The sequence below is a fragment of the Longimicrobium sp. genome (assembly GCF_048594345.1).
Classification (GTDB): domain Bacteria; phylum Gemmatimonadota; class Gemmatimonadetes; order Longimicrobiales; family Longimicrobiaceae; genus Longimicrobium.
In genome coordinates this window covers 22132-28632 of sequence record NZ_JBMDXM010000014.1, presented here as the reverse complement: position 1 = coordinate 28632, position 6501 = coordinate 22132, and the positions used below count along the sequence as shown (strand labels likewise).

The following is a 6501-nucleotide window of genomic DNA, read 5'->3' as shown; positions in this document are numbered from 1 at the left end:
GCGTATCAACCTTACCAACGACAACTCCGACGAAAACCCCCTGCGCTGCCGCCCGATGGACGGCTGAGAATCCGGGAACAGATCTCACGCGGAGACGCGGAGCAAAAGAGAGCCGCGGAGAAAAGACAAGGAGGACGCGGGTGAGGCCATCACCCGCGTCCTCCCTTTTATCCTCCGCGCCTCCGCGCCCTCCGCGTCTCCGCGTGAGCCCGGCAGTAGAACGCCGAGTGCACGGAGAATCATGGGAATGGGTATGACAGCGAGTATTGAGCGGATCATCCACCCTGTCGCGCCGGAATAACAGCACCACTGGGACGACCCTTCCATCCAGTGGCATCAATCTCCCCGATCCCGCACCGGAATCAGAGGAGGCGCCCACCCTGATGCGCATCTTTCCAATGCCTGCAGCACGCGCGGAAGTGGAAGTGGCGGGAATGGTGTTCCTCCAAAAAATGCGGATGGCCCCCTGCCGCATTCTATCCGTCTACCGTTGCAGACACCTCTACACAAGATCGTGCCGCGTCGACCATCCACACCCGCACCCGACACGTGGGAAGTCATACCAGATCCGACAAAACTGTCATTCTGAGGGAGGCGCCGCGCAGCGCTCTCAGATCGCGCAGGAGAGTGGCGCCGACCGAAGAATCTCCATGCTGAAACGCACGATTCTTTCCGTGACGACCTGGTTCCCGGGCGTTGCCCGGAAAGGGGTTCCGCGCGAGGGGAGGGAGATTCTTCGGTCGCGCCACTGGCTTCCGTGGCGTTCCCGAGAGTCCGACGAGGGCGCTCTCTCAGAATGACAGGTGTTTTCCCGGATTCCGTATCAGAATCAGAATCAGGCCTCATACCGCGAGATCAGAGGCGGCGGCACGTAAAACTCTGGTAACTCTGGTAACTCTGCGTGAGGCCCATTCTTGCCCAAAGTCAGCCGCCGGACGCGATCCGCTCCGCGCAGAAGTAGCCCGCGGCCTCACGGTCTCCGCCGCCGCTCTGCCAGCGTCCAGCGAAGCGATCGGCGTCCAGCGCGGTGACGGTGAGCGCCGTAAACGCGCCGTCGAAGCGCGGCGGGCCACCCTGGTTGGCGTCGGCGCCCAGGCGCAGCATGATCTGGTTGCTACCGGACGGCGCGCCGGGGCGAGGCCACTCCAGCACCAGCACGCCGGGACGCGCCGCATCCGCCCGATCCACCGCCCCGGGAACCAGGGCCCCGACGGAATCCAGCGCCACGTCCGTCCCGCCGAACAGCGGGTAGCGGACGCCCTCCGCCGGGGGAACGGGGACCGGCCGGGACCCGAACGCCTGCAGCCGCAGCGTCCCCGTGGCGGAGGAGCCCGTGCGCGGGCCGCGGTCGGCGGTGAGCGTCAGCCGAAAGTCGCCGGACAGAACGTCCGCGCGCGCGCCGGGGACCAGCTGCCCGTCGGTGGGGACGCACGCCACCACGACCGCGGCGGCGGCCGGGGGACGGGCGGTGCACGCCCCCCACCCCGACACCCCGAGCGCCACGGTCAGCGCCAGCCCCGGGCGCGACGAAAAGCACGTCATCGTCTCGGGATCCGTGTCTTGCGGCCCTGCCGGTCCATGGTGAAGCGCGGGCCGTTCCAGATGTCGTTCCCCAAGTCCAGCCGCGGTCCGCGGGGCCCGGCCTGCAGGGTGGGTGAGAGGGAGAAGGGATCGGCGCGCGACACATCCACCGTGTAGCCCAGGTCGGCCAGCGACCGCACCGTTAGCACGCTGAGCGGGTTGAGGCCGGTGTCCACGTAACCCGTCATCAGCTCGCGCCACAGCACCGTCTCGCGCCAGTGGCCGTTGACCGTGCCCACACCACCCGTGTTCTCCACCGGCACCTTTTGCCCGCCCGTGTAGGTGCTGCCGCCGATGGCGTCGAAGCCGATGAGCGCCTGCGCACCGGAGAACCACGTGTCCAGCACGGCACTGCCGGACGGGCTCTGCAGCAGCCCGCGCTCCGACCACAGCGTGCCGATCCCCATCACGTGCCCCATCTCGTGCAGGATCACCGCGTTCAGCTGGCCGCTGGCCTCCAGCGAGTTCATGTCCGCCATGTCGAAGGTCATCAAACCCAGAAGGGGAAGCCCCGCCCCCTCGTCGCGCAGATAGCACCACCCGGCCTGGCCCAGGATCCCCGACGGCCCGTCGATGGTCTCGATGCCGGCGAAGATGAGCAGGTCGTCGAAGCGGTGGCTCATGTTGGGCGAGTCGTCGCCGCAGTCGCCCGCGGCTACGCCGCCCACGACGTCCGGCAGGTCGGCGGTGATGATGCCGGACCAGCGGTCGGCCGCGCTCTGGAACGCCGCGCGCTGCGTGGCCGTGAGCGGCGTGGTGTAGCAGAGCGTCAGGGCGTAGCCGGCGCCGCCCCCGCCGGTGCACCCGGTGCCCCGGAACACCGCGGGCGCGCCCGTGATGCCGGCGACGCTGGCCGTGAGCGTGTTGGGCCCGGCGTCCGGCCCCAGTGTCCACGCCCCCGCCGAGGCAACCCCGCCCGCGCTGGTGATCGCCGTGGGCGAGGCCACGCTCCCCCCCGACGAAGCGGTGAACGTCACCTGCATCCCCGCCAGCGGGTTGCCGCTCCCGTCGTGCACCACCACCCTGGGCGCCACGGGGATCGCGGTGCCCGCCATGGCGGCCCAGTTCTGCCCGCTCTGGATGCTGACGGCGCCCGCGTTCGCCGCCGTGGCGGTGAACACCACCGGCGGCAGCGCGGTGCCGGGAAAGGTAGCCGTCAGGGTGTTGGCCCCGATCGTGGCACCCAGCCTCCAGCTGCCCGGCGTGGCCGAGCCGGTGTCGTCGGTGTTCATCTGCGCCCAGCCGACGCTGCCGCCGCCGCTGGTGACGGCAAAGTGCACCACCACGCCCCGCACGGCGTTGCCGTGGGCGTCGAGCACCTGCACCCGCGGCGTGGTGGCGAGCTGCGCGGACCGCGGCGCCCTCTGGTTGTTCCCCGCCGCGATGACCGCCGTGGCGGGCGCCGCGGCGGCGACCGTGGCACTGAACTCCACGCTCCCCACGCTGGACGTGGCGACCACCTGCTGCGGGGTTCCCACCGTGGTGCCCAGGGTCCAGACAACGCTGGCGTCGCCGTTCTCTCCCGTGGTGGCGGTGCCGGCGGAGAGCGTTCCGCCGCCCGATACGGTGAAGTCGACCGTCGCGCCGGCCACCACGCCGCCCCGACGGTCGCGCACGCCCACCGACACCGGCTGCGGAAGCGGCGTCGCCGCGACGCCGGTCTGCGCGTCGCCGCCCGTCTTCTGCAACACGGCAGCTGTCTGCGCCACCTGCACCGTCACCGCGGCCGACACGCCGCCGGACTGCGCGGTGATGGACGCCGAACCGTTGCTCACCGCGGTCACGATGGCGCTGTCGCCGCCCGCGCCCGCGATGGTCACCGCGCCCGAGCTGGACGCCCAGCTGACGGCCGCGCCGCGAATCGCCTCGCCGTTCTGCCCGGTGACCGTGGCGTGCACCACCTGGGTGGCGCCCAGGGCGTTCAACGACACGGCTTCCGGCGACAGCGTCACCGCGGTGGCCACGGACGGCGTGCTGCCGCCGTCCCCGCACCCGGCCGCGAGCAGGGCGATTCCGGAGCAGAGCAGGAGCTTGCGCATGATGGCGGACTTCCGGCAGGGTTACGACATAGGAGCGCGCGGCGGCGGACGCGGCACACGCGCAGTCCAGCAAACGACGAGGCACACGGACGCGCGCTGCGCCACGGGGCTCGCGGAGCGAACGGGCCGGTGCGGCGAACGCGCCGTACGGAAGATCCATCCGGCGGAAGCCCGACCTCGTACACGCGGCGGGGGAAGCGCGCATGCGGGCGGTGGCCGAACACACAAGCATAACGGCACCCGTGGGAACCCGCAACCGATTGCCTGGACGCGACTTCCCCCGCAGCGTCCGGGGAACCGCGTCCGCCGGAGCGGGGGCTCCCCGCCAGGCTGGGCGGCGTCCAGCCGGTCCTGCCTGATTGCCATCGCCAGAAGCAAAGCGGCCCCGACGCGGATCATCGCGCCGGGGCCGCTTCTATCCATCGACTTCCCTGCCCCGCTACTCGTCAAACGTGCGGATGGCGAGGCACACGTTGTGGCCTCCGGAGTCGAGGCGAACCCCGCTACCGTCGTCGCCGATTCGATCTCTGCCGATCAGTAGTACTGGCAGAAGTTGCAGCTGCAGTAGGAGCCCGGTTGGCAGGTGCGTTCGCCGCACGTCACGCACGTGTTGCAGATCGTGACGCCGCAGCTGTACTCGTAGCATGTGGCGCAGAGGGTGGCGCAGGTGCCGCACTCGCTTTCGGCGTAGGTGGCGCAATCCCCCGTCTCGCAGATATCGATGGATTGGCAGTCCCAGCCCTGCGTGTAATCCGGGCGGTGCGCCTTTACGGTGCCGCGGGCCTCGGCCTCGCCGCCGGTGGTGCTGAAGGTCTCGACCGAAAGCGCGTCCAGGTCCAGGCGGATCTTCTTCATGGGGTTCTCCTCGGGTGCCGGTGCGGGGTGGGGGGATGGGATGCGGAGATACGAAAACGCGCCGTGTCACCCGCAGATCGGCCGCGCCTCCCCGGGTGGAATGGCAGGAAGCGGTGGCGCGATTAGATGAGGGGATTACACGAACGAGCGGACGTCTGCCAACACCGGGCTCCACAGAGCGCGGTACCCTCCGCATTCGGACAGGAGAGGAACGCCGACCCGGAGCGTTGCTGGCGCACTAAGGGTACTGACCTTCATCCGGAGGCCCGAGTGACATGCGGAGAACCAATGTTTACCGCCGATTTACGATGCGCAAGTGTTACCCTCAGAATTGATTCCGGGCCGGCGCGGAACGGCAGATCCGGGGCGTACCCCCTGGGTCGTTGTGCACTCGTGGCCAATTCGAGCGACACCCCGCTGCACCTCCAGAAACGGACATTCTCACACGGGGTCAACCGCGTCAACGGTTTTGATCTTTACCCTTGACCCCGTTGACCCCGTGTGCGACAAGTCTTTTCCATGATCGGATCGGGTGCACAAGGAACATCGGGATTCGGTATGAGCATGAGGCCACACGATCGTAAGCCAGTCGGCCAGTCCACAAAGTGGCACGAAGGCAGACCTCGTGTGGGCGTTGCAGAGAATTGTTTCGCCCATTGCTCGCACCCATGGCGCGGCGGCAGTGCGAAAAGAACGGCCCCGGCGCAGAATCGCGCCGGGGCCGCTTCGCATCCGTCGAACTCCCCCGCCCTGCTACGCCTCAAACTTGCGGATGGCGAGGCACACGTTGTGGCCGCCGAAGCCGAAGGAGTTGCTGAGGGCCAGGCGCACGGGCCGCTCCGTCATCCCCCCCGTCCCGTAGTTCAGGTCGCACTCCGGGTCCGGCGTCTCGTAGTTGATAGTCGGCGGGATCTTGCCGTCGCGGCAGACCAGCGCGCAGATCACCGCCTCCAGGCCGCCCGCCGCGCCCAGCGTGTGCCCCGTCATCGACTTGGTCGAACCGACGATGATGTCGCGCGCGCGGTCGCCCAGCACCGTCTTGATGGCCGCCGACTCGTTCTTGTCGTTCGCCGGCGTGCTGGTGCCGTGCGCATTCACGTAGTCCACCTCGGACACGTCGGCCCCGGCTTCCTTGAGCGCCAGGCGCATGGCCCGCACCGCGCCTTCGCCGCCTTCCGCGGGCGAGGTGATGTGGTACGCGTCGGCGGTCTGGCCGTAGCCCACCACCTCGGCGATGATGGTGGCGCCGCGGGCGCGGGCGTGCTCCAGCTCCTCCAGCAGCACCATCCCCGCACCCTCGCCCAGGACGAATCCGTCGCGGCCCGCGTCGAACGGGCGGCTGGCCGTCTCGGGCGACTCGTTCCGTGTCGACAGCGCCGTCATGTTGGCGAAGCCGGCGATCGTCGTGGGCGTCACGGACGCCTCGGTGCCGCCCGCCAGCATCACGTCGGCCTCGCCGTACTTGATGCTGCGGAACGCGTTGCCCACCGCGTGGGCGCCCGACGCGCACGCCGACACGGTGCAGTAGTTGGGGCCCTTGGCGTTGTAGCGGATGGAGACCAGGCCGGCGGCGATGTCGCTGATGAACATCGGCACAAAGAAGGGCGACACGCGGCCGGGCCCCTTCTCCATCATCCGCCCGTGCTGCTCTTCGAAGGTGTGGATGCCGCCGATGCCGCTGCCGATGATGACGCCGAAGCGCTCGGAATCCAGCGAATCGAAGGTTTCGTCCAGCCCCGCCTCCTTCATGGCCTGCACGGCCGTGGCGATGGCGAACTGGCTGAAGCGGTCGGTCCGCTTCACTTCCTTGCGGTCGATGTAGATGCCGGGGTCAAAGTCCTTGACCTCGCAGGCAAAGCGCACCGTGTGCGCGGACGCGTCGAACTGGGTGATGGGGCCGGCACCGCTACGCCCGCCGAGCAGGGCCGCCCAGGAGTCCTGGACGTCCAGCCCGACGGGCGTGAGCAGACCGGTCCCCGTGATCACGACTCGGCGATTCATCAGCCGCTCCGGGTCTACGGGAAGC

Annotated in this window: 4 protein-coding genes; all 4 read right to left on the bottom strand. The window is 69.2% G+C overall.

All coding sequences use genetic code 11. The features are described from left to right. Positions 1–924 precede the first annotated feature (924 nt). A complete protein-coding gene (locus tag ACOJUJ_RS01290; RefSeq protein WP_420125027.1) occupies positions 925–1542 on the bottom strand; it encodes a hypothetical protein in 618 nt (205 codons plus the stop codon). Continuing rightward, entirely contained in the window at positions 1539–3620 is a 2082-nt protein-coding gene (locus tag ACOJUJ_RS01285) for a leishmanolysin-related zinc metalloendopeptidase (RefSeq protein ID WP_420125026.1), read from the bottom strand. The genes ACOJUJ_RS01290 and ACOJUJ_RS01285 overlap by 4 nt, the downstream gene beginning before the upstream one ends. A gap of 534 nt (positions 3621–4154) precedes the next feature. Further along, positions 4155–4475, bottom strand: a complete 321-nt coding sequence (locus ACOJUJ_RS01280) for a hypothetical protein (RefSeq protein ID WP_420125025.1) — start codon at positions 4473–4475, stop codon at positions 4155–4157. Between the two features lie 753 nt (positions 4476–5228). Further along, positions 5229–6476 (bottom strand): beta-ketoacyl-ACP synthase II, encoded by a 1248-nt coding sequence (gene fabF / locus ACOJUJ_RS01275; RefSeq protein ID WP_420125024.1) that lies wholly within the window; start codon positions 6474–6476, stop codon positions 5229–5231. Positions 6477–6501: the final 25 nt, after the last annotated feature.